Origin of the sequence: Cryptosporangium phraense (assembly GCF_006912135.1) — a bacterium.
GTDB classification, from domain to species: domain Bacteria; phylum Actinomycetota; class Actinomycetes; order Mycobacteriales; family Cryptosporangiaceae; genus Cryptosporangium; species Cryptosporangium phraense.
Genome location: NZ_VIRS01000002.1, coordinates 123,631 through 145,293, shown reverse-complemented (window position 1 = coordinate 145,293; position 21,663 = coordinate 123,631). Strand labels below are relative to the sequence as shown.

The following is a 21,663-nucleotide window of genomic DNA, read 5'->3' as shown; positions in this document are numbered from 1 at the left end:
CCTCAGTCTCCTCGTACGACGGTGCTAATCAGACGCGGCGGCGCTTGGGCGGACGGCAGCCGTTGTGCGGCATCGGGGTGACGTCGGAGATCGACCCCACCTCGAGGCCGGTCGCCTGCAGCGACCGGATGGCGGTCTCGCGACCGGAACCCGGGCCCTTCACGAAGACGTCGACCTTGCGCATGCCGTGCTCCTGCGCCTTGCGGGCCGCGTTCTCGGCGGCCATCTGCGCGGCGAACGGCGTCGACTTGCGCGAGCCCTTGAAGCCCACGTGGCCGGCGGACGCCCAGCTGATCACGTTGCCCTGCGGGTCCGTGATCGACACGATCGTGTTGTTGAACGTGCTCTTGATGTGCGCGTGGCCGTGCGCGACGTTCTTCTTTTCCTTGCGCCGGACCTTCTTGACCCCGGCGCCACGGCTCTTCGGTGGCATTACTGAAAGTCTCCTCGAGAAATGCGGTAGCTAAGGGGCGGGTTACTTCTTGCCCGGCTTCTTCTTGCCGGCCACGGTCTTGCGCGGGCCCTTACGCGTACGCGCGTTGGTGTGCGTCCGCTGACCACGCACCGGAAGGCCGCGGCGGTGCCGGATGCCCTGGTAGCAACCGATCTCGATCTTGCGCCGGATGTCAGCGGCGACCTCGCGGCGAAGGTCACCTTCGACCCGGAACGAAGCCTCGATGTAGTCACGAAGTCGAACCAGGTCTTCGTCCGACAGGTCGCGAACGCGGGTGTCGGGGTTGAGCCCGGTCGCCGCGATCGTCTCCAGAGAACGGGTCCGGCCGATGCCGAAGATGTACGTGAGCGCGATCTCCAGCCGCTTTTCGCGGGGGAGGTCTACGCCGACGAGACGTGCCATGGGTGGGCGTACTCCTTCGTCTGCGGAGGTCTGAGCGATTCGAGTTCCCGTCTGCCCAGACGGGCCCCGGCCTCCGACCGGGGGTGGGACGCGGTCACCCGCGCCTCGAACGCTTTTGTGTTGGTTCCCTGCGGTGCACTGCCCTGAGGAGAGGGCGACAGTGCGATTAGCCCTGGCGCTGCTTGTGGCGCAGGTTCTCGCAGATCACCATGACCCGGCCGTGACGGCGGATCACCTTGCACTTGTCACAGATCGGCTTGACGCTCGGGTTGACCTTCACGGCTGTTCGCCATCTCCTAGAAAACGCCGCCAGCCGTGGAGCCAGCGAGCAGTCAGTTACTTGTAGCGGTAGACGATGCGCCCACGGGACAAGTCGTAGGGCGAAAGCTCCACGACGACCCGGTCCTCGGGCAGGATGCGGATGTAGTGCTGCCGCATCTTCCCGGAGATGTGAGCCAGGACCAGGTGCCCGTTCTGCAGCTCCACGCGGAACATCGCGTTCGGCAGCGCTTCGACCACTCGGCCTTCGATTTCGATGGCCCCGTCTTTCTTGGGCATGTCCTCCGCAATCGTGACGTCGTTCCGGGCCCGGAGGCACCGGCGGTAAAACTCGGTGAGGCGTGTCGTATCTTCAGCCGCGTCCCTCGACAGACATGCCGAGAGAACAGACGCAACGCGCCAGCAATGAAGTCTACGTTGTCAGCGGCTGACCCGCCAAACCGGCCTAGTCGCGCCTGCCGGTCAGCCGGTTCGCGAGCAGCACGGCGCCCCAGATACCGATCGGGAAGATCGGCCAGAAGAACGTGACGTGCCCCCGGGCCACGCTGGTGACCAGCCAGATCACGGTGAGGATGATCGCGATCCGCAGCCAGCTGCTCTCGGAGCCGGACAGCCGGCCGGGCCTCTTCACCGGCTCGGCGACGGCACTCCCGGCGACCGGCGGTCGCGGCGTGTTGCCCGGCTGCGCCGGGAGGTCGGCGGTCAGCGGCACCAGGTCGGCCTCGGTTCGGGCGGCGTAGGCGACCGCGGCCCGCTCGTCGAACTCGTGCAGGTCCAGCCGGCCCTCGTCGAGTGCCCGCTGCAGCCGGGCGACGACAGCCTGCCGCTCGGCGTCCCCGACGCGGATCGCGGGCGTCACGTCGGCGGCGGGGGGCTTCGGAGGCGGGGACGTTCCAGGCTCTGGGGGTTCCGGCGACGCCATGGATCCAGTGTCTCTCAGGCGCGCGACTGCTGCCTCGTGACCGCGTCACCCAGCCGGCCGACACCCCCGTCGAGCGCGGTGAGCACCCACGGGCCGTCCTCGGTGAGCACGAACGTGTGTTCGGTGTGCGCGGCCCGGGACCCGTCGACGGTCACGACCGTCCAGCCGTCCTCGAGCTCGACCGTGTCGGGGTCGGCCATCGTGATCATCGGCTCGATCGCCAGCGCCATGCCCACCCGCAGCTTCGGTCCGCGGCCCGGCTTGCCGTAGTTGAGCACGTGCGGGTCCTGGTGCATCTCGGTGCCGATGCCGTGGCCGCCGTAGTGCTTGACGATCCCGTACTTCCCGCCGGCCCGCACGGCCTGCTCGACCGCGTAGCTGATGTCGGTGAGGCGTCCGCCGACCTTGGCGGCGGCGAAGCCCGCCCACATCGCGTCCGCGCAGACCTCGGCCATCTTCAGGTCTTCCGGACGGCCGGTGCCCACCGGAACCGTGATCGCCGAGTCGCCGTGCCAGCCGTCGACGATCGCCCCGCAGTCGATCGAGATCAGGTCGCCGTCTTGCAGCACCTGCCCCTTGCTGGGGATGCCGTGGACGACCTGGTCGTTCACCGACGCGCAGATCGACGCCGGGAAGCCGTGGTAGCCCTTGAACGAGGGGATGCCGCCCATCGACCGGATCGACTCCTCGGCGATCGCGTCCAGCTCACCCGTAGAGATGCCCGGCTCGACCGCGGCGCGCAGGCGTTCCAGCGTCGTCCCGACCACCAGGCCGGCTTCGCGCATCAACAGGATGTCGGCGGGTGACTTGAGCTGGATTTCCTGCGTCCTGAACACATTCCGACAGTACTTGGTGTTTGGACACCCGGCCGACGGGCCACCCCAGATCGTGTGGGGTGGAGACAGGTAGAAGGGCCGGGCTTTCGCCCGGCCCTTCGTCTTGTGGCTACTCGAACGGTCCCAGCGCGTCGATGGCGCGGTCGGTGACGTCTTCCACCGGGCCGGTCGCGTCGATGCCGACGAGCTTGCCCTGGGCGCTGTAGAAGTCGACCAGGGGCTCGGTCTGCTCGTGGTAGACCTCGAGCCGCTTGGCGATCGTCTCGGGCTTGTCGTCGTCGCGCTGGAACAACTGGCCGTCGCAGCGGTCGCAGACACCCTCGACGGTGGTCGGATCGAACTCGACGTGCCAGATCTTGCCGCAGCCCCGGCAGGTACGACGCCCGGAGAGCCGCCGGATCACCTCGTCGTCCTCGACCACCAGTTCGAGCACGACGTCGATCTTGACGCCGAGCTCCTTCAGCATGTCGTCGAGCACCTCGGCCTGCGGGACGTTCCGCGGGAACCCGTCGAGCAGGAACCCGTCGACCGCGTCCTGCTCGGCGAGCCGCTGGCGCACCATGTTGATCGTGATCTCGTCCGGCACGAGCTGGCCGGAGTCCATGTACTTCTTCGCCTCGATGCCGAGCGGCGTGCCCTGACCCACGTTGAATCGAAACAGATCGCCCGTGGAGATCTTGGGCGCGGCAAGGTGAGCTGCGATGAACTCGGCCTGAGTCCCCTTGCCCGCACCCGGGGGGCCGACCAGTACCAGCCGCACTAGCGGAGGAAACCTTCGTAGTTGCGCTGCATGAGCTGGCTCTCGATCTGTTTAACGGTCTCGAGACCGACACCGACGATGATCAGTACCGCCGTACCCCCGAAGGGGAAGTTCTGAGTGCTGTTGCCGCCGTTATCGAGTAGTGAGATGAACAAGTTCGGAAGAACCGCGATGATACCCAGGTAGATCGACCCCGGAAGAGTGATCCTGCTGAGAATGTAGCCGAGGTACTCCGCCGTCGGCCGACCGGGCCGGATGCCGGGCACGAACCCGCCGTACTTCCGCATGTTGTCCGCGACCTCGGTCGGGTTGAACGTGATCGCCACGTAGAAGTACGTGAAGAAGACGATCAAGGCGAAATACAGCACGATGTGCACCCAGGAATCGGCCGGGGTGATCCACTTGTCGACGAACTTCTGCACCGAACCGGGGTTGTTCGGGTCCCCGAGCTGACTGAACAGCTGGGGAAGGTAGAGCAGCGATGAGGCGAAGATCACCGGGATGACGCCGGCCTGGTTGACCTTCAGCGGGATGTAGGTCGAGGTTCCGCCGTACATCCGCCGGCCGATCATCCGCTTCGCGTACTGGACCGGGATCCGTCGCTGCGCCTGCTCGATGAAGACGACCAGGCCGATGACGACCAGGACGACCGCGAGCACGATGCCGAAGACGAGCCCACCCTTGGTCTCGAGGATGTTCTGGCCCTCGTAGGGGATGCGGGCGGCGATCGAGGTGAAGATCAGGACCGACATGCCGTTGCCGACACCGCGGTCGGTGATCAGCTCGCCGAGCCACATGACGACGGCGGTACCCGCGGTCATCGTCAGCACCAGCGTGGTGAGCGTCAGCCACTCGGGCTGGGCGGTGTTGCTCGGGATCACCGAGAGCGAGCAGCCCTGGAAGAGGTTGCCGCTGCGGGCCAGCGCGATGTAGCCGGTCGACTGCAGGATCGCCAAGCCGATCGTCAGATAACGCGTGTACTGCGTGATCTTGGCCTGCCCCGCCTGGCCTTCCTTGCGGAGCTGCTCCAGCCGCGGAATGACCACGACGAGCAGCTGCAGGATGATGCTGGCGGTGATGTACGGCATGATGCCGAGCGCGAACACCGAGAGCTGCAGCAGCGCTCCACCGCTGAACAGGTTCAGCAGCGTCAGCACGTCGCTGCCGCCACCGGTGTTCAGCTGGTCGATGCAGGCGTTGATGTTCGTGACGGAGACGCCCGGCGACGGCAGCGTGGCGCCGACACGGTAGATCGCGATGATGAACAGCGTGAAGAAGATCTTCTTGCGCAGGTCGGGCGTACGAAACGCCCTACCGAAGGCGGCGAGCACAAGTCCTCCTGCGCACGGACCCCGCTGTCGATGCAGTCGTGGCCCGCTGATCGGTCAGGCCGAGGAAACCTCATCGGCCCAGTGTGGTCGGGGCAGCCCGCTCCGCCGTCAGGCGCGGGCCTGTGGTGCGACTCTAACAGCCAGCCGGTCACCGATGGCCCACCCTGAGAGCGCGCTGAGATGACCAACGGACTCCGGCCCGGGCGAGTTCCGCCCGGGCCGGCTCAGCTGTCGTACTACTGCTCGATCGGGGTCGCCGAACCGCCGGCGGCCTCGATCTTCTCCTTGGCCGAAGCCGAGAACTTGTGCGCGGTCGCGGTGAGCTTCACCCCGTTGAGGTCCCCGTCGCCGAGGATCTTCACCAGGTGACCCGGCCGCACGGCGCCGGCCAGGGCCAGCTCCTCCGGACCGATCTCGCCGCCGTCCGGGAACAGCTGCGCGAGACGCTCCAGGTTGACGACCTGGTACTCGACCCGGAACCGGTTCTTGAAGCCCTTGAGCTTCGGCAGTCGCATGTGGATGGGCATCTGCCCACCCTCGAAGCGAGCCGGAACCTGGTAGCGGGCCTTGGTTCCCTTGGTACCGCGACCGGCCGTCTTACCCTTGGAGCCCTCACCACGACCCACGCGGGTCTTGGGGGTGTGAGCGCCAGGGGCCGGCTTCAGGTGATGGACCTTGAGGGCCATGGCGTTACTCGACCTCCTCGACCGTCACGAGGTGCCGCACGGTCTGCACCATGCCGCGCATCTCGGGGCGGTCTTCCTTCACGACGACGTCGTTGATCCGCTTCAAGCCGAGCGACCGCAGCGTGTTGCGGTGGTTCTGCTTGGTGCCGATCGTCGACCGGATCTGGGTGACCTTGAGACGAGCCACGTCACTCTCCTCCGGCTCGCGCCCGCAGCAGAGCTGCGGGAGCGACGTCCTCGAGCGGGAGGCCGCGGCGAGCCGCGATGGCCTCCGGGCGCTCGATCATCTTCAGCGCCGCGATCGTGGCGTGCACGATGTTGATCGCGTTCGACGAACCGAGGCTCTTGCTCAGGATGTCGTGGATACCGGCGCACTCCAGCACCGCGCGCACCGGGCCACCGGCGATGACGCCGGTACCGGGGCTGGCGGGCTTCAGCAGGACGACGCCTGCGGCGTCCTCGCCCTGCACGGGGTGCGCGATGGTGGAGCCGATCCGCGGCACCTTGAAGAAGTGCTTCTTGGCCTCCTCGACACCCTTCGCGATGGCGGCCGGCACCTCCTTCGCCTTGCCGTAGCCGACGCCCACGGTGCCGTCACCGTCGCCCACCACGACCAGCGCGGTGAAGCTGAAGCGACGACCACCCTTGACGACCTTCGCCACACGGTTGATCGCGACTACGCGCTCGATGTGCGGCGACTTCTCCGGGGCCTGACCGCCCCGCCCGCCGTCGCGACGGTCACGGCGCTCACCGCCTCCACCGCCTCGGCGCTGCTGACCAGGCATCAGACGTTCCCCTCGTTGGTCTTCTCAGAGCTGGTAGCCATCAGAACTCCAGCCCACCTTCGCGAGCGGCGTCGGCCAGAGCCGCGATCCGCCCGTGGTACTTGTTGCCGCCCCGGTCGAAGACGACCGCGTCGATCCCGGCGGCCTTGGCCCGCTCGGCGACCAGACGGCCGACGGCCTGGGCCTGCGCCGACTTGTCGCCGTCGCCACCCCGGATCGAGGTGTCGAGCGTCGACGCGGAGGCCAGCGTGCGGCCGACCGTGTCGTCGATGACCTGGGCGTAGATGTGCCGGGTCGACCGGGTCACGACGAGACGCGGGCGCGCCTCGGTGCCGGCGACCTTCTTCCGCAGGCGGAAGTGACGGCGCGCCTTGCCCACCCGGCGGACGGCGGAGACGCCGGCCCCGGACTTGCGGTGCAGCAGATTGGCACCCATCACTTACCTGCCTTTCCGGCCTTACGCCGGACGTTCTCGCCCTGGTAACGGACGCCCTTGCCCTTGTAGGGCTCCGGCGGACGAATCTTGCGGATGTTGGCGGCGACCTCGCCGACCAGCTGCTTGTCGATGCCCTCGACCACGAACGTGGTCGGCTTCTCGACCCGGAAGGTGATGCCCTCCGGCGGCCGGACGGTGACCGGGTGGCTGAACCCGAGCGCGAACTCGAGGTCCGAGCCCTTGGCCTGGACGCGGTAACCGGTGCCCTGGATCTCCAGGGTCTTGCTGTACCCGGTGGTGACGCCGGTGATCATGTTGGCCACCAGCGTCCGGGTCAGCCCGTGCCGCTCCTTGGACCGACGCTCCTCGTTCGGACGCGAGACCTCGATCGTCCCGTCGTCCCCGCGCCCGATCGTGATCGGCTCGACGACCTGGTGGGAAAGGGTGCCCTTCGGGCCCTTCACGGTGACGTTCGCCCCGTCGATCGAGACGTCGACGCCGGAGGGCACCGGGATCGGCAGCTTACCGATGCGTGACATGCTCTCCCCTACCAGACGTAGGCGAGGACTTCCCCGCCCACTCCGCGCTTCGTGGCCTGCCGGTCGGTGAGCAGCCCGGACGACGTGGAGATGATCGCCACGCCGAGGCCGCCCAGCACGCGGGGCAAGCTGTTGGACTTCGCGTAGACCCGCAGGCCCGGCTTCGAGACACGCCGCAGGCCGGCGATGCTCCGCTCCCGGTTCGGGCCGTACTTCAGGTCCACGGACAGGACCTTGCCCACACCCGTCTCGGAGTCGGCCACCGTCCAGCCGGCGATGTAGCCCTCCTGCTGGAGGATCTCGGCGACGTGGGCCTTGAGCTTCGAGTGCGGCATCGACACACGATCGTGGTACGCCGAATTGGCGTTGCGCAGACGCGTGAGCATGTCTGCGATCGGGTCGGTCATCGTCATGGGTTCATGCCTTTCTCGCCGCGGTTCCCAAAGGCCTTCGGCGAAGCAGCGGACCTGGGATCAGGTCCTTAGTACGAGCGTGGCGACTCGAGTCACCACGAGGACTTGGTGACTCCGGGAAGCTCGCCGCGGTGCGCCATCTCACGGACGCAGATACGGCACAGGCCGAACGACCGGTACACGGCGCGCGGACGACCACAACGCTGGCAGCGAGTGTAGGCGCGCACCTTGAACTTCTGCTTGCCCGACGCCTTCTGGATCAGGGCCTTCTTCGCCATGCTCAGTTCTCCTTGAACGGAAAGCCGAGGAGCTTGAGCAGCGCCCGACCCTCCTCGTCCGTCGTCGCAGTGGTCACGACCGTGATGTCCATGCCCCGCGGGCGGTCGATCTTGTCCACGTCGATCTCGTGGAACATCGACTGCTCGTTCAGGCCGAACGTGTAGTTGCCGTGTCCGTCGAACTGCTTGCCGGAGAGGCCGCGGAAGTCGCGGATCCGGGGCAGGGCGATCGACAGCAGGCGGTCCAGGAACTCCCACATCCGGTCGTTGCGCAGGGTGACCTTCGCGCCGATCGGCTGACCCTCGCGCAGCTTGAACTGCGCGATGGACTTCCGGGCCTTCTGGATCTGCGGCCGCTGGCCGGTGATCGCGGTGAGGTCGCGGACCGCGCCGTCGATCAGCTTGGAGTCGCGAGCGGCGTCGCCGACGCCCATGTTCACGACGACCTTGACGACGCCGGGAACCTGCATGACGTTCGCGTACTTGAACTGGTCACGCAGCGCGGGGATGATCTCCTCGCGGTACCGCAGCTTCTGCCGCGGCTGGATCTTCTCAGTGGCCGGGGCAGTCATCAGATGTCCTCACCGGTCCGCCGGGAGACGCGGATCCGCTTGCGCGAGACCTGGCCGTCGTCGCCGGTGACCTCTTCGGTCCGGTAACCCACCCGAGTCGGCTTGCCGTCGTTGCCGACGACCATCACGTTGCTGACGTGGATGGGGGCCTCCTGCGTCACGATCCCGCCCGACTTGGCGCCGCGCTGCGTGGTGGAGACCTTGGTGTGCTTCTTGATCCGGTTCACACCCTCGACGAGCACCCGCTGGGTGTCGGGGTACGACTGGATCACCTTGCCCTTGGCGCCCTTGTCCTTGCCGGCGATGACCAGGACCGTGTCGCCCTTTTTCACCTTGAGCTTCGCCATGGTCAGAGCACCTCCGGGGCGAGCGAGATGATCTTCATGAACCGCTTGTCGCGCAGCTCGCGCCCGACCGGGCCGAAGATACGGGTCCCGCGCGGGTCGCCACCGTCCTTGATCAGGACCGCGGCGTTCTCGTCGAAACGGATGTAGGAGCCGTCCGGCCGCCGCTTCTCCTTCACGGTGCGGACGACGACGGCCTTCACGACGTCACCGCGCTTCACGCCCGCGCCGGGGATGGCGTCCTTGACGGTGCCCACGATGATGTCGCCGATACCCGCGTACCGCCGGCCGGAGCCACCCAGGACCCTGATGCACAGGATCTCCTTGGCCCCAGTGTTGTCGGCGACACGCAGTCGCGACTCCTGCTGGATCACGTCAACTCCATTGATGTCGCGCCGGTTCTCTCGTTGAGAGCCTGGCGGAACGGAACTTTCTCAATTGTGCCGGAAGGTTCTCGCGAACCTTCCGGCGGAGCGGCATTACTTCGCGCGCTCGAGGATTTCGACGACGCGCCACCGCTTCGTGGCCGACAGCGGCCGGGTCTCCATCAGCCGGACCCGGTCGCCGACGCCGCAGTCGTTCTGCTCGTCGTGCGCCTTCAGCCGGTTGGTCCGACGGATGACCTTGCCGTAGAGACGGTGCTTGACGCGGTCTTCGACCTCGACGACGACCGTCTTGTCCATCTTGTCGCTCACCACGAGACCCTCACGGGTCTTGCGGTAGTTCCGGGCGATCCCGGAAGTGGCCTCGCTCACGTTCTCCTCGCTCATGCCGTCACCTCACTCGGTGCGCTTTCGATACCGAGCTCACGCGACCGCATGATCGTGTAGATCCGGGCGATGTCCCGGCGGACGACCTGGAGCCGGCGGTTGTTGTCCAGCTGACCGGTCGCGTTCTGGAAGCGGAGGTTGAACAGCTCCTCCTTGGCCTCCCGCAACCGGGTGACGAGCTGCTCGTCGTCGAGCTCGCGCAGCTCGGCAGCCTTGTCGTTCGGGCCGCTGCTCACGCCGCCTCACTCCCCTCGCGCTTGACGATCCGGCACTTCATCGGGAGCTTGTGGATCGCGCGACGCATGGCCTCGCGGGCGATCTGCTCGTTCGGGTACTGCAGCTCGAAGAGCACGCGTCCCGGCTTGACGTTCGCGATCCACCACTCCGGCGAACCCTTACCGGAACCCATGCGGGTCTCGGCCGGCTTCTTGGTGAGCGGGCGGTCCGGGTAGATGTTGATCCAGACCTTGCCGCCACGCTTGATGTGACGGGTGATCGCGATACGCGCCGACTCGATCTGCCGGTTGGTCACGTAGGCGGGCTCCAGAGCCTGGATGCCGTACTCGCCGAAGGTGACCGCGGTACCGCCCTTGGACGCGCCACGGCGCGTCGGGTGGTGCTGCTTACGGTGCTTGACCCTGCGCGGAATCAGCATGGGTCAGCCCTCCTGACCTGCGTTGTCCTGCGTCGGGGCAGCCTCGGGCGCCTCGACGGCCGGCGTGGCCGCCGGCTCAGTGGCAACCGGAGCCTCGACCTGAGCCTCGACTGCGGGGGTTTCGGTCGCGACCGGAGCCTCGGCCTCGGTGCGCTCGGCACCCCGGCCGCCGCCCTGACGGTCGCCGCGGCCACGGCCGCCGCCACCGCCACCGGCGCCACGACGACGCTCGGGACGGTTGCCCCGGTGCTGACGCAGCGCGGCCTCGGCGGCCTCGCGCTCGGCCCGGCTCTGGACGACGTCGCCCTTGTAGATCCAGACCTTGACGCCGATCCGGCCGAACGTGGTGCGGGCCTCGTAGAAGCCGTAGTCGATGTTCGCGCGGAGCGTGTGCAGCGGCACCCGGCCCTCGCGGTAGAACTCCGACCGCGACATCTCGGCGCCACCCAGGCGGCCGGCGCACTGCACCCGGATGCCCTTGACGCCCGGCGACTTCATCGCCGACTGCATGGCCTTGCGCATCGCGCGCCGGAAGCTGACCCGGCTCGAGAGCTGCTCGGCAACCCCTTGAGCCACCAACTGGGCATCCGCCTCGGGGTTCTTCACCTCGAGGATGTTCAGCTGGACCTGCTTGCCGGTGAGCTTCTCCAGCTGGCCGCGGATCCGGTCGGCCTCCGCACCACGACGGCCGATGACGATGCCCGGCCGGGCGGTGTGGATGTCGACACGGACGCGGTCGCGGGTGCGCTCGATGTCGACCCGGGCGATGCCGGCGCGCTCCATACCGCGCGACATCATCTTCCGGATCGCCACGTCTTCACCGACGTAGTCCTTGTACAGCTTGTCCGCATACCAGCGGGACTTCCACTCGGTCGTGATGCCGAGCCGGAAGCCGTGCGGGTTGACCTTCTGACCCATTACTCGGCGCTTCCCTTCGTGGCTGCCGACCGGCCGCCGCTCGCCTTCTTCGGCGCCCGCTTCGGCTTCGCCGTCGGGGCCACACTCTCCACCACGACAGTGATGTGGCAGGTGCGCTTCCGGATCCGGTACGCACGCCCCTGGGCGCGCGGCCGGAACCGCTTCATCGTCGGGCCCTCGTCCACGAAGGCCTGCGTCACGAGCAGCGAGTCGGGGTCGAGCCGCTCGTTGTGCTCAGCGTTCGCGATCGCGCTCTCGACCACCCGGTAGACCTGCTCACTGGCGGCCTGAGGGGCGAACTTGAGCACGGTCAGCGCTTCCTTGGCGGGGAGACCACGAATGAGGTCCACCACCCGCCGCGTCTTCATCGCCGTCGTCCGGACGTACCGCGCCTCGGCGAATGCCCCCGGGGCGTCCCCGAGCAGCGCCACGCGTCGCGGATTCACGCGCTTGCCGTCGATCACTGCCATTGTCTGCTCTCTCGTCTTTCCGCGCCCGGGCTACCGAACGCAACCTGGGTCCGCGTCAGCGGCGGCGGCTCTTGCGGTCGTCCTTCTCGTGACCCTTGAAAGTACGGGTCGGCGAGAACTCGCCCAGCTTGTGGCCGACCATCGCCTCGGTGACGAACACCGGCACGTGCTTGCGTCCGTCGTGGACGCCCAGCGTGTGGCCGATCATCTCCGGCGTGATGGTCGAGCGACGCGACCAGGTCTTGATGACGTTCTTGGTTCCCCGGGCGTTCTGCGCGTCCACCTTCTTGATCAGGTGGTCGTCGACGAAGTAGCCCTTCTTCAAGCTGCGGGGCATGGGTTACGACCTCAGCGCTTCTTGTTGGTCTTGCGGCGGCGGACGATGAACTTGTCGCTGGCCTTGTTGGCCTGGCGAGTGCGCCCCTCGGGCTTGCCCTTGGGGTTCACCGGGTGACGACCACCGGAGGTCTTGCCCTCACCACCACCGTGCGGGTGGTCGATCGGGTTCATCGCGACACCGCGGACGGTCGGGCGCTTGCCCTTCCACCGCATGCGGCCGGCCTTACCCCAGTTGATGTTCGACTGCTCGGCGTTGCCGACCTCGCCGACCGTGGCACGGCAGCGGGCGTCGACGTTGCGGATCTCGCCGGACGGCATACGCAGCTGGGCGTAGGGGCCGTCCTTCGCGACGAGCTGGACGCTCGCACCGGCGGAGCGGGCGATCTTGGCGCCGCCACCGGGCCGGAGCTCGATCGCGTGCACGACCGTACCGACCGGAATGTTGCGCAGCGGCAGGTTGTTGCCCGGCTTGATGTCAGCGCCCGGACCGGTCTCGACCCGGTCGCCCTGGCGCAGCTTGTTCGGCGCGACGATGTAACGCTTCTCGCCGTCCACGAAGTGCAGCAGCGCGATGCGGGCGGTGCGGTTCGGGTCGTACTCGATGTGAGCGACCTTGGCCGGCACGCCGTCCTTGTCGGCCCGGCGGAAGTCGATCAGCCGGTACGCGCGCTTGTGTCCACCGCCCTGGTGACGGGTGGTGACCCGGCCGTGCGCGTTCCGTCCGCCCTTGCTGTGCAGCGGCCGGACCAGCGACTTCTCCGGGTGGTCACGGGTGATCTCGACGAAGTCGGCGACGCTCGACCCACGCCGGCCCGGCGTCGTCGGCTTGTATTTGCGGATGCCCATCTGTATCCCTCAGCTCTCGATCCTCGATGTGGTCCGGCCCCCTCAGGAGACCGGCCCCCCGAAGATCTCGATGCGGTCACCGGGCGCGAGGCTCACGATCGCGCGCTTGGTGTCCTTCCGCTTACCAGTGCCGAACTTGGTCCGCTTGCGCTTCCCCTCGCGGTTCAGCGTGTTGACCGCCGTGACCTTGACGTTGAACACCTGCTCGACCGCGATCTTGATCTGGGTCTTGTTCGCGTCGGGCCGCACGTAGAACGTGTACTTGTTCTCGTCCAGGAGGCCGTAGCTCTTCTCCGAGACGACCGGAGCGAGCAGGATGTCGCGCGGGTCGTAAATCACTTGTCGTTCTCCTCGGTCTCGAGCTCGGCCGAGCTGGCCTTCGCAGTAGCGCCGGAGGCCGCGCCGGACACGAACTGGTCGTACGCGTCCTTGGTGAACACCACGTCGTCGCTGATCAGCACGTCGTAGGTGTTGAGCTGGTCGGGCGCCAGGACGTGCACCTCGGCGATGTTCCGCACCGACAGCCAGCTGTTGCGGTCGCCGCGGGCGACGACCACCAGCACGTGCCGCGAGCTGGACAGGTTGCCGAGCGCCTTGACCGCGTCCTTGGTGGACGGCACGTCGCCGGCCAGCAGCGACTCGATCACGTGCACGCGGCCGCCGCGGGCCCGGTCGGAGAGCGCACCCCGGAGGGCAGCAGCCTTCATCTTCTTGGGCGTCCGCTGCGAGTAGTCGCGCGGCTGCGGGCCGTGGACGACGCCACCGCCGGTGAACTGCGGCGCGCGGGTCGAGCCCTGACGGGCGCGGCCGGTGCCCTTCTGCTTGTAGGGCTTGGCCCCACCGCCGGACACCTCCCCGCGGGTCTTGGTCTTGTGCGTGCCCTGACGGGCCGCCGCCTGCTGCGCCACCACGACCTGGTGGATCAGCGGGATGTTCGTGGTCACGTCGAAGATCTCGGCGGGCAGGTCGGCAGTGCCGGTCTTCTTGCCGCCGGCGTCGACGATGTCAATCGTGGTCACTTCGCCACTCCGCCCTTACCAAGCGAGGTCTTGGCGGCGGTGCGGATCAGCACCAGGCCGCCCTTGGGCCCGGGCACAGCGCCCTTGACCAGGATCAGGCCCTTCTCTGCGTCGACGCGGTGGACGCTGAGGTTCATCGTGGTGGTGCGGACACCACCCATGCGGCCCGCCATGCGGAGGCCCTTGAAGACACGGCCCGGGGTCGCGCAGCCGCCGATCGAACCCGGCGCGCGGTGCTTGCGCTGGGTACCGTGGCCGGCGCCGAGGCCCTTGAAGCCGTGACGCTTCATGACACCCGCGTTGCCCTTGCCCTTGCTGGTGCCGACGACGTCGACCTTGATGCCCGCCTCGAAGATCTCCGCGGAGATCTCCTGGCCGACCTCGAACTCGGCCGCGTCGGTCGTGCGGATCTCGACCAGGTGCCGCCGCGGGGTGACGCCGGCGCCCTTGAAGTGGCCGCTCTCCGGCTTGTTCACCTTCCGCGGGTCGATGGCGCCGTAAGCGACCTGGACCGCGGAGTAGCCGTCACGTTCGGGGGTGCGAACCTGGGTCACGACATTCGGCCCGGCCGCGACGACGGTCACCGGAACGATCCGGTTGTTCTCGTCGAAGACCTGGGTCATGCCGAGCTTCTCGCCCAGGATCCCCTTGATCTGCCTGTCCATCTCTTCTTTCCGACTCTCTTGGGTCCGGATCCTCTCCCGGCCTGCGTTTTTCAGCGGCCGGGCGTGTCCTTCGGTCGTGTGCCCGTAATGCGTTGTCGGGTTCTGAGTCCGAACCCGAGCGCTACTACGTCCTTAGAGCTTGATCTCGATGTCGACGCCGGCCGGGAGGTCGAGACGCATGAGCGAGTCGACGGTCTTCGGCGTCGGGTCGAGGATGTCGATCAGCCGCTTGTGGGTCCGCATCTCGAAGTGCTCGCGGGAGTCCTTGTACTTGTGCGGCGAGCGGATCACGCAGTAGATGTTCTTCTCCGTCGGCAGCGGCACGGGGCCCGCAACCGAAGCACCGGTACGGATCACCGTGTCGACGATCTTCCGCGCCGAGCTGTCGATGACCTCGTGGTCGTAGGCCTTGAGCCGGATGCGGATCTTCTGTCCCGCCATGGAACCTTCAGTCCTGTCTGTTACGCCGGGGGTGGGGTGGCTGCCGGATAGTGGTCCGCGTGGCGCGGCGGCCGAGTCACTTGCGACCCGACCGCCGCGCCACGCAGGGGCCTGCCGGCCCCCACGGACTACTACTTGTTGATCTTGCTGATGCGGCCGGCGCCGACGGTCCGACCACCCTCGCGGATCGAGAACCGCAGGTTGTTCTCCATGGCGACGGGCTGGATGAGCTTCACCGACATGTCGGTGTTGTCACCCGGCATGACCATCTCCGTGCCCTCGGGGAGGGTCACGACGCCGGTCACGTCCGTGGTACGGAAGTAGAACTGCGGCCGGTAGTTGTTGAAGAACGGCGTGTGGCGCCCACCCTCGTCCTTGCTGAGGATGTAGACGGTCGCCTCGAACTCCGTGTGCGGAGTCGTGGTGCCCGGCTTGATGACGACCTGGCCGCGCTCGACGTCCTCGCGCTTGATGCCGCGGAGGAGCAGACCGACGTTCTCGCCGGCCCGGGCCTCGTCGAGCAGCTTGCGGAACATCTCGACGCCGGTGACCGTGGTGGTCTGCTTGGTCTCCTTGATGCCGACGATGTCGACGGTCTCGTTGACCTTCAGCACACCCCGCTCGACACGGCCGGTGACGACCGTACCGCGACCGGTGATCGTGAAGACGTCCTCGATCGGCATGAGGAACGGCTTGTCGAGGTCCCGCTCGGGCTCCGGGATGGTCTCGTCGACCGCGGTCATGAGCTCGATGATCTTCTCGCCCCACTCGGCGTCGCCCTCGAGCGCCTTCAGCGCCGAGACACGAACGATCGGAGCGTCGTCACCCGGGAACTCGTACTGGTTGAGCAGCTCCCGCACCTCGAGCTCGACGAGCTCCAGGATCTCCTCGTCGTCCACGACGTCGGCCTTGTTCAGGGCGACGACGATGTACGGAACGCCGACCTGGCGGGCCAGGAGCACGTGCTCCTTGGTCTGCGGCATCGGGCCGTCCGTCGCGGACACGACCAGGATCGCGCCGTCCATCTGGGCGGCACCGGTGATCATGTTCTTGATGTAGTCAGCGTGACCCGGGCAGTCGACGTGCGCGTAGTGACGCGCCTCGGTCTGGTACTCGACGTGCGCGATCGAAATCGTGATACCGCGCTGCCGCTCCTCCGGCGCCTTGTCGATCTGGTCGAACGGCGTGAAGGGGTTGATGTCCGGGTACTTGTCGTGCAGGACCTTGGTGATGGCCGCGGTCAGCGTCGTCTTGCCGTGGTCGATGTGACCGATGGTGCCGATGTTGACGTGCGGCTTCGTCCGCTCGAACTTCGCCTTCGCCACTGGTCTTTCCTCCTGTGGACTGAATCTGGTGGTACGCCGTGCGACGTGGGGTCGGGTATCGCCTTGCTAGGGCTTTATTCGCCCGTTGCCTTGGCGATGATCTCCTTCGCGACGTTCTGAGGAACCTCGGCGTAGGAGTCGAACTGCATGGAGTAGCTCGCCCGGCCCTGGGTCTTCGACCGGAGGTCTCCGACGTAGCCGAACATCTCGGAGAGCGGAACCAGGGCGCGGACGACGCGGGCACCGCCGCGCTCCTCCATCGCCTGGATCTGGCCGCGCCGCGAGTTGAGGTCGCCGATCACGTCGCCCATGTTCTCCTCGGGCGTCGTGACCTCGACGGCCATCATCGGCTCGAGCAGCGCGGGGTCGGCCTTGCGGGCCGCTTCCTTGAGCGCCATCGAACCGGCGATCTTGAAGGCCATCTCGGAAGAGTCGACCTCGTGGTACTGACCGTCGACCAGCGTGAACTTGATGCCGACGAGCGGGTAACCGGCCAGCACGCCGTACTGCATGGCGTCCTGGGCGCCGGCGTCGACCGACGGGATGTACTCCCGCGGCACGCGGCCACCGGTGACCTTGTTCTCGAACTCGTAGGAAGGCGCGTCGCCGTCCTGCGGGATCGGAGCCAGATCGATCTTGACCTTCGCGAACTGACCCGAGCCACCCGTCTGCTTCTTGTGGGTGAACTCGTGGCCCTCGACGACCCGGCGGATCGTCTCGCGGTAGGCCACCTGCGGCTTACCGACGTTGGCCTCGACGTTGAACTCGCGCCGCATGCGGTCGACCAGCACCTCGAGGTGCAGCTCGCCCATGCCGCCGATGACCGTCTGACCGGTCTCTTCGTCGTTGTGGACCTTGAACGTCGGGTCTTCCTGCGCGAGCTTCTGGATCGCGGTGCCCAGCTTCTCCTGGTCAGCCTTGGTCTTCGGCTCGATCGCGACCTCGATGACCGGGTCCGGGAACGTCATCGACTCGAGGATGATCGGGTTCGACGGGTCGCTCAGCGTGTCGCCGGTCGTCGTCTGCTTCAGGCCCTGCACCGCGACGATGTCGCCGGCGCCGACGCTGGGCAGCTCCTCACGCTTGATCGCGTGCATCTGGTAGATCTTCCCGACCCGCTCCTTGCGGTCCTTGGTCGAGTTGATCACCTGGGTGCCCGCGTCCAACCGGCCGGAGTAGACCCGGAGGTAGGTCAGCGTGCCGAGGTGCTTGTCGGACTGGATCTTGAACGCCAGAGCGCTGAACGGCTCCTTGTCGTCCGAGTGCCGGGAGTCCGGGGTCTCGCCGTCCATCTTCGTGCCGTCGATCGACGGGAGGTCGAGCGGGCTCGGCAGGAAGTCGACGACCGCGTCGAGCATGGGCTGGACGCCCTTGTTCTTGAACGCGGAGCCGCAGACGACCGGGTTGACCTTGTCGGCCAGGGTCGCGCGACGGATCGCGGCCTTCAGCGTCTCGACCGAGATCTCTTCGCCCTCGAGGTAGGCCTCGGCGATCGAGTCGTCGACGTCGGACATCGTCTCGAGCAGCTTCTCGCGCCACTCGTTGGCCTGGTCGACCAGATCCGCCGGGATCTCCTCGACCGCGTAGTCCTCGCCCTTCTGGGTCTCGCCACGCCAGGTCAGCGCGCGCATACCCACCAGGTCGACGACGCCGATGTGGTCGCCCTCGAGCCCGATCGGGATCTGCAGGACGGCCGGCGTGGAGTTCAGCCGGTCGATCATCATCTGGACGCAACGGAAGAAGTCCGCGCCCGTGCGGTCGAGCTTGTTGACGAAGCACATCCGCGGGACGTGGTACTTGTCCGCCTGACGCCAGACGTTCTCGGTCTGGGGCTCGACACCGGCAACACCGTCGTAGACCGCGACCGCACCGTCGAGCACCCGCAGCGACCGCTCCACCTCGACCGTGAAGTCGACGTGACCCGGCGTGTCGATGATGTTGATCCGGTGGTCGTGCCAGTAGCAGGTCGTCGCGGCCGACGTGATCGTGATGCCGCGCTCCTGCTCCTGCTCCATCCAGTCCATGGTGGCGGCGCCATCGTGGACTTCACCGATCTTGTAGTTGATACCGGTGTAGAACAGGATCCGCTCGGTCGTGGTGGTCTTGCCCGCGTCGATATGGGCCATGATCCCGATGTTGCGGACCTTGGCCAGGGCGGCGTTGTTGCCAGCCATCTGCCTTGCCTTTCAGCTTCGAGTGCGGGACGCGGATTACCAGCGGTAGTGCGCGAAGGCCTTGTTGGAGTCGGCCATCTTGTGCGTGTCTTCGCGGCGCTTGACGCTCGCGCCGAGACCGTTGCTCGCGTCCAGAAGTTCGTTCATCAGCCGCTCGGTCATCGTCTTCTCACGACGAGCCCGGCTGTAGGTGATCAGCCACCGCAGCGCCAGCGTGGTGGCCCGGCCCGGCTTGACCTCGACGGGCACCTGGTAGGTCGCACCACCGACGCGGCGGCTCTTGACCTCGAGAGCCGGCTTCACGTTGTCGAGCGCACGCTTGAGCGTGACCACCGGGTCGTTGCCGGACTTCTCCTTGGCGCCTTCGAGAGCTCCGTACACGATGCGCTCCGCCACGGACCGCTTACCGCTCAGCAGGACCTTGTTGATCAGCTGCGTGACGAGCGGCGAGTTGTACACGGGGTCGATGACGACCGCGTGCTTAGGAGCGGGACCCTTGCGGGGCATATCAGCTCTTCTCCTTCTTCGCGCCGTAGCGGCTGCGGGCCTGCTTGCGGTTGCGGACACCCTGGGTGTCGAGCGAGCCGCGGATGATCTTGTAGCGAACGCCGGGCAGGTCCTTCACACGACCGCCACGGACGAGCACGATCGAGTGCTCCTGGAGGTTGTGACCAACGCCCGGGATGTACGCGGTGACCTCGACGCCACTGCTCAACTTGACACGCGCCACCTTGCGCAGAGCCGAGTTCGGCTTCTTGGGCGTGGTGGTGTAAACGCGCGTGCACACGCCACGGCGCTGCGGGCTGCCCTTGAGCGCAGGAGTCTTGGTCTTCTCGACCTTGTCCTGCCGGCCCTTGCGGACCAACTGCTGGATCGTGGGCACGGGGTCTCCGCTTTCTTCTCGTCTGTTGCCCTGCTTAATGCTGTCGTGTTGCGCCAGATGTCCGGCTCCTCCGACCCCCGCGGTCGGGCGTGTCGCGCCGGCCGCAGGCCCAGAGTCTGCGAGCAGACCCCCAGGGAGGCCGTGCACCCGGCAGAGGGCGCACGTGCATGCCCAGGCAGCACCCAGGCACGAAAACCAAGACTACCCACGGCTCGACCACAGGTCAAAACGGCTACCACAGCCCTCTTGCCGGGCTCCGGTAGTGCGTGTTACAGCCGGTCGTGTGTCTCGTTCACCGGAGTGACGGCGAACCGACCCTTCCGACGTTCCTGACCTGGTCACCGTTCGTAGCTCGCACTACGAGTAGGCACCGCGAATAACATTACCTCGGGCTTCCCCGACCTGCCACAACCCGCCATGGTGCGTTGGCATTCCCGGACACACCGAACCGCCCGGCCTTCGCCGGGCGGTTCGGTGTTACGGCGTCAGTTGCTCGCGATGAACACGATGTTCACGATGATGAAGATGATCGACAGGCCGACGCCGACGCCGCCGGCGATCATGCCGGTCAGAGCCTGCTGGCGGCCGCCCAGCGTGCCGCCGGACTCGTTGATCTTCTTCTGGCTCATGTAACCGAGCACGACCGCCACGATGCCGGCGATGATCGGCAGGAACCCGATGAAGAACGTGCAGCAGCTCGCGAGCGAGAGCACCGCGGACACGATGCCCGCGATCATCGCCGGGAGCGCCAGCTGCTCCTTCTGCGGGCCGGGCGTCCCGTAGCCACCGCCGGGTGCCCCGTACGCCCCCGAGGTCGGGTAGCCGGGCTGCGAGGGGTAGCCCGGTGCGCCGTAGCCCGAGGTCGGTGCGGCCGGACCGGCGCCGTACCCGGACGTCGGAGCGGCCGGGTTGTTGGGGTCGTACCCGTACGACGGGGAACCCGCGCCGTAGCCCGACGTGGGGTTGGCGCCGTAGCCCGACGTCGGCGCCGCGCCGTAGCCGGACGTCGGTGCGGCCGGACCGGCGCCGTACCCGGACGTCGGGTCGGCCGGCGTGGAGCCGTAGCCGGAGCCGTAGCCCGACGTCGGAGCGGCCGGGTTGTTCGGGTCGTAGCCCGGGGTCTGGTCGGCGCCCGCGCCCCAGGGCGAGCCGTAGCCGGACGTCGGCGCGGACGGCGGCGGCTGCTGGCCGTACGACGGCGGGTTGCTGCCGTACTGGTTGCCCTCGTTGCCGTACTGACCGCCGGTGCTGCTGCCGTACTGGGTGCCCCCATATTGGGCGCCCCCGTACTGGGTGCCGCCGCTGCCGTACTGGCCGCCGCCGTACTGGTTCTGGTTCGGGTCGCCGTACGAGGGCGGCGGGGTCGCCGGCTGCCCGTACGGGCTGTCGGGGGCCTGGCCGTAGTCGGGAACGCTGAAGTTGGGGGCCTGCGGGGCAGGCGGCGCGGAGGGGTTGTTGTAGTCGGGGAAGCTGAACCCGCTCGGCGGCTGCGACTCCTCCCCAGGGCGCCCCTGATTGCGCGGATCCCGCGGATCGTAGGGCTGGTTCGGCTCAGTCATGTCTCTCCTCGTTCGACGCGGCTCGATCGCTCGCGCCTTGCCACGGGCCCGCCATCAATTGACGTTCTCGTCGTACTGCGGCCCGTTGCCCACGGACCCGATCAACAGACCGATCACCACGGCCACGATCACGACCGCGCTCACCGCCACCGCTATCCAGCTCAGGATCTCCCCGGCCCGCAACGCCCGGCCGCCGGTCAGGAAGCCCGCCGCGGCGGCGATCTCGGTGCGCGCCGACCGGACCATCAGCAGCCCGGCCAGCCCCGGGATCAGGCCACCGCCGCAGAACATCAGCAGCACCCCGACGATGCCCAGCGCCAGCACCGCGGTCGCTTTGCTCGACGGCGCCTCGTCCGGATCCTGCGGGTGCCGCTCCCCCGTCGGAATCTGCTCGCTCGGACGAGGCGGCGGCAGCAACGTCGCCGGAACGACCGGAGGCGGAGCCGACGGGGACTGCAGGATCTCCGGCGTGCCCGGCACGGTCAAGGCGATCTCGGCCGGAGCCTGACCCGGCGCGGGCCGGGCCCACGGCGAGGGGGAAACCTCGGCCATCGTCACCTCC

The 21,663-nt window shown here is 67.5% G+C and carries 35 protein-coding genes; all 35 read right to left on the bottom strand.

The window, feature by feature from the left end; genetic code table 11:
* Positions 1–28: 28 nt before the first annotated feature.
* Complete coding sequence (rpsK, locus tag FL583_RS02995) at positions 29–433, bottom strand: 30S ribosomal protein S11 (RefSeq protein WP_035857800.1); 405 nt, start codon at positions 431–433, stop codon at positions 29–31.
* Positions 434–475: 42 nt separating this feature from the next.
* The gene (gene rpsM, locus FL583_RS02990) at positions 476–856 is read right to left on the bottom strand and encodes a 30S ribosomal protein S13 (RefSeq protein ID WP_142702893.1); all 381 of its coding nucleotides are present in this window, start codon (positions 854–856) and stop codon (positions 476–478) included.
* A gap of 166 nt (positions 857–1,022) precedes the next feature.
* Positions 1,023–1,136 carry a 50S ribosomal protein L36 gene (gene rpmJ / locus FL583_RS02985; RefSeq protein ID WP_035857802.1) on the bottom strand — a complete coding sequence of 38 codons (114 nt, stop codon included), beginning with the start codon at positions 1,134–1,136 and terminating at the stop codon, positions 1,023–1,025.
* A 56-nt stretch (positions 1,137–1,192) separates the two neighbouring features.
* Complete coding sequence (infA, locus tag FL583_RS02980; protein WP_035857803.1) at positions 1,193–1,414, bottom strand: translation initiation factor IF-1; 222 nt, start codon at positions 1,412–1,414, stop codon at positions 1,193–1,195.
* Between the two features lie 166 nt (positions 1,415–1,580).
* A complete protein-coding gene (locus FL583_RS02975; RefSeq protein ID WP_142702892.1) occupies positions 1,581–2,057 on the bottom strand; it encodes a DUF1707 SHOCT-like domain-containing protein in 477 nt (158 codons plus the stop codon).
* A 14-nt stretch (positions 2,058–2,071) separates the two neighbouring features.
* On the bottom strand, positions 2,072–2,893 hold the full coding sequence (gene map, locus FL583_RS02970; RefSeq protein WP_142702891.1) for a type I methionyl aminopeptidase: 822 nt from the start codon (positions 2,891–2,893) through the stop codon (positions 2,072–2,074).
* A gap of 109 nt (positions 2,894–3,002) precedes the next feature.
* Positions 3,003–3,653, bottom strand: a complete 651-nt coding sequence (locus tag FL583_RS02965) for an adenylate kinase (protein WP_142702890.1) — start codon at positions 3,651–3,653, stop codon at positions 3,003–3,005.
* Entirely contained in the window at positions 3,653–4,984 is a 1,332-nt protein-coding gene (secY, locus tag FL583_RS02960; RefSeq protein WP_142702889.1) for a preprotein translocase subunit SecY, read from the bottom strand. Before secY ends, FL583_RS02965 begins: the two co-directional genes overlap by 1 nt.
* A 236-nt stretch (positions 4,985–5,220) precedes the next feature.
* The gene (gene rplO / locus FL583_RS02955) at positions 5,221–5,670 is read right to left on the bottom strand and encodes a 50S ribosomal protein L15 (protein ID WP_142702888.1); all 450 of its coding nucleotides are present in this window, start codon (positions 5,668–5,670) and stop codon (positions 5,221–5,223) included.
* 4 nt (positions 5,671–5,674) lie between these two features.
* On the bottom strand, positions 5,675–5,857 hold the full coding sequence (gene rpmD, locus FL583_RS02950) for a 50S ribosomal protein L30 (RefSeq protein WP_142702887.1): 183 nt from the start codon (positions 5,855–5,857) through the stop codon (positions 5,675–5,677).
* Between the two features lies 1 nt (position 5,858).
* On the bottom strand, positions 5,859–6,455 hold the full coding sequence (gene rpsE / locus FL583_RS02945; RefSeq protein ID WP_142702886.1) for a 30S ribosomal protein S5: 597 nt from the start codon (positions 6,453–6,455) through the stop codon (positions 5,859–5,861).
* 40 nt (positions 6,456–6,495) lie between these two features.
* Positions 6,496–6,891 (bottom strand): 50S ribosomal protein L18, encoded by a 396-nt coding sequence (rplR, locus tag FL583_RS02940; protein ID WP_142702885.1) that lies wholly within the window; start codon positions 6,889–6,891, stop codon positions 6,496–6,498.
* Positions 6,891–7,430: a 50S ribosomal protein L6 gene (rplF, locus tag FL583_RS02935; protein ID WP_142702884.1), complete on the bottom strand. Its 540-nt coding sequence runs from the start codon at positions 7,428–7,430 to the stop codon at positions 6,891–6,893. Before rplF ends, rplR begins: the two co-directional genes overlap by 1 nt.
* 8 nt (positions 7,431–7,438) lie before the next feature.
* Positions 7,439–7,843, bottom strand: coding sequence for a 30S ribosomal protein S8 (rpsH, locus tag FL583_RS02930; protein WP_142702883.1), 405 nt, complete (start codon positions 7,841–7,843; stop codon positions 7,439–7,441).
* 92 nt (positions 7,844–7,935) lie between these two features.
* Positions 7,936–8,121: a type Z 30S ribosomal protein S14 gene (locus tag FL583_RS02925; protein ID WP_073259052.1), complete on the bottom strand. Its 186-nt coding sequence runs from the start codon at positions 8,119–8,121 to the stop codon at positions 7,936–7,938.
* Between the two features lie 2 nt (positions 8,122–8,123).
* Entirely contained in the window at positions 8,124–8,693 is a 570-nt protein-coding gene (gene rplE, locus FL583_RS02920; protein WP_142702882.1) for a 50S ribosomal protein L5, read from the bottom strand.
* On the bottom strand, positions 8,693–9,040 hold the full coding sequence (gene rplX, locus FL583_RS02915) for a 50S ribosomal protein L24 (protein ID WP_142702881.1): 348 nt from the start codon (positions 9,038–9,040) through the stop codon (positions 8,693–8,695). Before rplX ends, rplE begins: the two co-directional genes overlap by 1 nt.
* A gap of 2 nt (positions 9,041–9,042) precedes the next feature.
* Positions 9,043–9,411, bottom strand: a complete 369-nt coding sequence (rplN, locus tag FL583_RS02910; RefSeq protein WP_035857817.1) for a 50S ribosomal protein L14 — start codon at positions 9,409–9,411, stop codon at positions 9,043–9,045.
* Positions 9,412–9,516: 105 nt separating this feature from the next.
* Positions 9,517–9,807 (bottom strand): 30S ribosomal protein S17, encoded by a 291-nt coding sequence (gene rpsQ, locus FL583_RS02905; RefSeq protein ID WP_142702880.1) that lies wholly within the window; start codon positions 9,805–9,807, stop codon positions 9,517–9,519.
* Positions 9,804–10,043, bottom strand: a complete 240-nt coding sequence (gene rpmC / locus FL583_RS02900; protein ID WP_142702879.1) for a 50S ribosomal protein L29 — start codon at positions 10,041–10,043, stop codon at positions 9,804–9,806. Before rpmC ends, rpsQ begins: the two co-directional genes overlap by 4 nt.
* Complete coding sequence (gene rplP / locus FL583_RS02895; RefSeq protein WP_142702878.1) at positions 10,040–10,462, bottom strand: 50S ribosomal protein L16; 423 nt, start codon at positions 10,460–10,462, stop codon at positions 10,040–10,042. Before rplP ends, rpmC begins: the two co-directional genes overlap by 4 nt.
* A gap of 3 nt (positions 10,463–10,465) precedes the next feature.
* A complete protein-coding gene (rpsC, locus tag FL583_RS02890; protein ID WP_142702877.1) occupies positions 10,466–11,380 on the bottom strand; it encodes a 30S ribosomal protein S3 in 915 nt (304 codons plus the stop codon).
* The gene (rplV, locus tag FL583_RS41365; RefSeq protein ID WP_084701442.1) at positions 11,380–11,850 is read right to left on the bottom strand and encodes a 50S ribosomal protein L22; all 471 of its coding nucleotides are present in this window, start codon (positions 11,848–11,850) and stop codon (positions 11,380–11,382) included. Before rplV ends, rpsC begins: the two co-directional genes overlap by 1 nt.
* 55 nt (positions 11,851–11,905) lie before the next feature.
* Positions 11,906–12,187 (bottom strand): 30S ribosomal protein S19, encoded by a 282-nt coding sequence (gene rpsS / locus FL583_RS02880; protein ID WP_073259060.1) that lies wholly within the window; start codon positions 12,185–12,187, stop codon positions 11,906–11,908.
* An 11-nt stretch (positions 12,188–12,198) separates the two neighbouring features.
* On the bottom strand, positions 12,199–13,035 hold the full coding sequence (gene rplB, locus FL583_RS02875) for a 50S ribosomal protein L2 (protein WP_142702876.1): 837 nt from the start codon (positions 13,033–13,035) through the stop codon (positions 12,199–12,201).
* Between the two features lie 42 nt (positions 13,036–13,077).
* Positions 13,078–13,374, bottom strand: a complete 297-nt coding sequence (rplW, locus tag FL583_RS02870) for a 50S ribosomal protein L23 (protein WP_142702875.1) — start codon at positions 13,372–13,374, stop codon at positions 13,078–13,080.
* On the bottom strand, positions 13,371–14,054 hold the full coding sequence (gene rplD / locus FL583_RS02865; RefSeq protein ID WP_142702874.1) for a 50S ribosomal protein L4: 684 nt from the start codon (positions 14,052–14,054) through the stop codon (positions 13,371–13,373). The genes rplW and rplD overlap by 4 nt, the downstream gene beginning before the upstream one ends.
* The gene (rplC, locus tag FL583_RS02860) at positions 14,051–14,719 is read right to left on the bottom strand and encodes a 50S ribosomal protein L3 (protein ID WP_142702873.1); all 669 of its coding nucleotides are present in this window, start codon (positions 14,717–14,719) and stop codon (positions 14,051–14,053) included. Before rplC ends, rplD begins: the two co-directional genes overlap by 4 nt.
* Positions 14,720–14,851: 132 nt before the next feature.
* Positions 14,852–15,160: a 30S ribosomal protein S10 gene (gene rpsJ / locus FL583_RS02855; protein ID WP_035857828.1), complete on the bottom strand. Its 309-nt coding sequence runs from the start codon at positions 15,158–15,160 to the stop codon at positions 14,852–14,854.
* A gap of 131 nt (positions 15,161–15,291) precedes the next feature.
* Positions 15,292–16,485 carry an elongation factor Tu gene (tuf, locus tag FL583_RS02850; protein WP_035857829.1) on the bottom strand — a complete coding sequence of 398 codons (1,194 nt, stop codon included), beginning with the start codon at positions 16,483–16,485 and terminating at the stop codon, positions 15,292–15,294.
* A 74-nt stretch (positions 16,486–16,559) separates the two neighbouring features.
* Positions 16,560–18,659 (bottom strand): elongation factor G, encoded by a 2,100-nt coding sequence (gene fusA, locus FL583_RS02845; RefSeq protein WP_142702872.1) that lies wholly within the window; start codon positions 18,657–18,659, stop codon positions 16,560–16,562.
* A 36-nt stretch (positions 18,660–18,695) separates the two neighbouring features.
* Positions 18,696–19,166, bottom strand: coding sequence for a 30S ribosomal protein S7 (gene rpsG / locus FL583_RS02840; RefSeq protein WP_142702871.1), 471 nt, complete (start codon positions 19,164–19,166; stop codon positions 18,696–18,698).
* A gap of 1 nt (position 19,167) precedes the next feature.
* The gene (gene rpsL, locus FL583_RS02835) at positions 19,168–19,542 is read right to left on the bottom strand and encodes a 30S ribosomal protein S12 (RefSeq protein WP_035857832.1); all 375 of its coding nucleotides are present in this window, start codon (positions 19,540–19,542) and stop codon (positions 19,168–19,170) included.
* A 485-nt stretch (positions 19,543–20,027) separates the two neighbouring features.
* On the bottom strand, positions 20,028–21,101 hold the full coding sequence (locus FL583_RS02830; RefSeq protein WP_142702870.1) for a DUF4190 domain-containing protein: 1,074 nt from the start codon (positions 21,099–21,101) through the stop codon (positions 20,028–20,030).
* 54 nt (positions 21,102–21,155) lie between these two features.
* Positions 21,156–21,653 carry a hypothetical protein gene (locus FL583_RS02825; protein WP_205751801.1) on the bottom strand — a complete coding sequence of 166 codons (498 nt, stop codon included), beginning with the start codon at positions 21,651–21,653 and terminating at the stop codon, positions 21,156–21,158.
* Positions 21,654–21,663 lie beyond the last annotated feature (10 nt).

What these genes read in the sequence shown, in the direction of transcription:
- rpsE (WP_142702886.1), bottom strand. Translation starts at nt 6,455, where the DNA reads ATGCCTGGTCAGCAGCGCCGAGGCGGTGGAGGCGGTGAGCGCCGTGAC.
- fusA (WP_142702872.1), bottom strand. Translation starts at nt 18,659, where the DNA reads ATGGCTGGCAACAACGCCGCCCTGGCCAAGGTCCGCAACATCGGGATC.
- FL583_RS02975 (WP_142702892.1), bottom strand. Translation starts at nt 2,057, where the DNA reads ATGGCGTCGCCGGAACCCCCAGAGCCTGGAACGTCCCCGCCTCCGAAG.
- rplV (WP_084701442.1), bottom strand. Translation starts at nt 11,850, where the DNA reads ATGGCAGTGATCGACGGCAAGCGCGTGAATCCGCGACGCGTGGCGCTG.
- FL583_RS02830 (WP_142702870.1), bottom strand. Translation starts at nt 21,101, where the DNA reads ATGACTGAGCCGAACCAGCCCTACGATCCGCGGGATCCGCGCAATCAG.
- rpsQ (WP_142702880.1), bottom strand. Translation starts at nt 9,807, where the DNA reads ATGAGCGAGGAGAACGTGAGCGAGGCCACTTCCGGGATCGCCCGGAAC.
- rplO (WP_142702888.1), bottom strand. Translation starts at nt 5,670, where the DNA reads ATGGCCCTCAAGGTCCATCACCTGAAGCCGGCCCCTGGCGCTCACACC.
- FL583_RS02825 (WP_205751801.1), bottom strand. Translation starts at nt 21,653, where the DNA reads ATGGCCGAGGTTTCCCCCTCGCCGTGGGCCCGGCCCGCGCCGGGTCAG.
- rpsH (WP_142702883.1), bottom strand. Translation starts at nt 7,843, where the DNA reads ATGACGATGACCGACCCGATCGCAGACATGCTCACGCGTCTGCGCAAC.
- rplX (WP_142702881.1), bottom strand. Translation starts at nt 9,040, where the DNA reads ATGGCGAAGCTCAAGGTGAAAAAGGGCGACACGGTCCTGGTCATCGCC.
- rplR (WP_142702885.1), bottom strand. Translation starts at nt 6,891, where the DNA reads ATGGGTGCCAATCTGCTGCACCGCAAGTCCGGGGCCGGCGTCTCCGCC.
- rpsS (WP_073259060.1), bottom strand. Translation starts at nt 12,187, where the DNA reads ATGCCCCGCAGCTTGAAGAAGGGCTACTTCGTCGACGACCACCTGATC.
- rplF (WP_142702884.1), bottom strand. Translation starts at nt 7,430, where the DNA reads ATGTCACGCATCGGTAAGCTGCCGATCCCGGTGCCCTCCGGCGTCGAC.
- FL583_RS02925 (WP_073259052.1), bottom strand. Translation starts at nt 8,121, where the DNA reads ATGGCGAAGAAGGCCCTGATCCAGAAGGCGTCGGGCAAGCAGAAGTTC.
- rplC (WP_142702873.1), bottom strand. Translation starts at nt 14,719, where the DNA reads ATGGACAGGCAGATCAAGGGGATCCTGGGCGAGAAGCTCGGCATGACC.
- rpsC (WP_142702877.1), bottom strand. Translation starts at nt 11,380, where the DNA reads ATGGGTCAGAAGGTCAACCCGCACGGCTTCCGGCTCGGCATCACGACC.
- rpsM (WP_142702893.1), bottom strand. Translation starts at nt 856, where the DNA reads ATGGCACGTCTCGTCGGCGTAGACCTCCCCCGCGAAAAGCGGCTGGAG.
- infA (WP_035857803.1), bottom strand. Translation starts at nt 1,414, where the DNA reads ATGCCCAAGAAAGACGGGGCCATCGAAATCGAAGGCCGAGTGGTCGAA.
- rpsG (WP_142702871.1), bottom strand. Translation starts at nt 19,166, where the DNA reads ATGCCCCGCAAGGGTCCCGCTCCTAAGCACGCGGTCGTCATCGACCCC.
- rplE (WP_142702882.1), bottom strand. Translation starts at nt 8,693, where the DNA reads ATGACTGCCCCGGCCACTGAGAAGATCCAGCCGCGGCAGAAGCTGCGG.
- rpsK (WP_035857800.1), bottom strand. Translation starts at nt 433, where the DNA reads ATGCCACCGAAGAGCCGTGGCGCCGGGGTCAAGAAGGTCCGGCGCAAG.
- rpsJ (WP_035857828.1), bottom strand. Translation starts at nt 15,160, where the DNA reads ATGGCGGGACAGAAGATCCGCATCCGGCTCAAGGCCTACGACCACGAG.
- rplB (WP_142702876.1), bottom strand. Translation starts at nt 13,035, where the DNA reads ATGGGCATCCGCAAATACAAGCCGACGACGCCGGGCCGGCGTGGGTCG.
- rplP (WP_142702878.1), bottom strand. Translation starts at nt 10,462, where the DNA reads ATGCTGATTCCGCGCAGGGTCAAGCACCGTAAGCAGCACCACCCGACG.